Annotated in this window: 2 protein-coding genes; both read right to left on the reverse strand. The window is 73.3% G+C overall.

Annotated features, from left to right (window positions below; all coding sequences use genetic code 11):
• A partial coding sequence (locus tag G6019_RS13880) for an iron chelate uptake ABC transporter family permease subunit (protein ID WP_194305757.1) occupies positions 1-763 on the reverse strand: 763 nt, incomplete at its 3' end.
• A partial coding sequence (locus tag G6019_RS13885; protein ID WP_182627819.1) for an iron chelate uptake ABC transporter family permease subunit occupies positions 760-1,155 on the reverse strand: 396 nt, incomplete at its 5' end. The genes G6019_RS13885 and G6019_RS13880, both read right to left, overlap by 4 nt.

A 1,155-nucleotide genomic window follows, 5' to 3' on the forward strand; every position in this document is an offset into this window, starting at 1 on the left:
GGCTGCCCAGGCCCACCGCGAGCTCGGGGCCCAGTTCGGCGGGCCGCAGGGCGGAGTGGAGCCACAGGGCCAGGGGCAGGAGGAACGCCAGGGCGACCGCGAGCCACACGATCCGCTGACGAGACGCACCGGAGAGGGAACCGACGGTCCAGACCGCGGCCTCCTGGGCGCCGGCCAGAGGCAACCGGGCGATGAGCTGGGTCACCACCGCGGTGCCCAACGCCGCCACGGCCACCCCGCCGAGGAGGAACCGCTGGCCCACGATTCCGGAGTGGCGACCCGCGGACGCGCTCAGGACGATGGCCAGGGCGACCAAGGACCCGAGAAGCGCCGCGGGGATGATCGCCACCCCGCGTAGTCCCCAGAACGCCATCCCCGCGACCGCCCCGGCCGACGCCCCGTGGGAGATGCCCAGGATGTCGGGGCTGGCGAGCGGGTTGCCCAGGACCCGCCTGAACAGTGCCCCTGAGGCGCCGAACGCCAGACCGGCCAGGGCGCCCAGCACCGCTCGCGGGAGTTTGTCCTCCATCACCACGAAGGTGGCGCCAGGGATGGTCGCTCCTCCGACGATGGCCAAGAAGTCAGGGACCGTCACCGTGTACCGGCCGAGCAGGACGCGCACCGCCATGGCCGCCACGAGGGCGCAGACGAGCCCGAGTACCACGAGCAGGGTGCGGTTCCGGCGGGTGGCGGCGAGTCGGCGGATGACCCGTTCCGTCTCGTCCACCTCGTCCGCGGTCCGGTCGAGGACGGCGGAACTCATGAGGCGCTCACCCCCCGGTTCAGACGCAGCATCGCGATGAGGAACGGCACGCCCATCGCCACGGTCATCACTCCGACGGCGATCTCACCCGGTGGTGCGATGACGCGCCCCACGGTGTCGGCGAGGAGCAACACGACGGGGCCGATGACCACGGACAGACCCAGGACCACCCTGCTGCCCACGCCGACGAGCCGGCGCAGCAGATGCGGGACGAGGAGACCGAGGAAGGCGATCGGACCCGCCAACGCGGTCGCGACCCCGGACAGGATCACCACTCCCCCCAGGACGACCGCCCGGCCGGCCACCGGCACGACCCCGAGACCGCGCGCCAGATCGTCGCCCAGGGCGAGCGCGTCGAGCGACGCCGCCCCCGCGAGGACGAGGGCGAGGCC

Source organism: Dietzia sp. DQ12-76 (genome assembly GCF_014145045.1).
In the GTDB taxonomy this organism is placed as follows: domain Bacteria; phylum Actinomycetota; class Actinomycetes; order Mycobacteriales; family Mycobacteriaceae; genus Dietzia.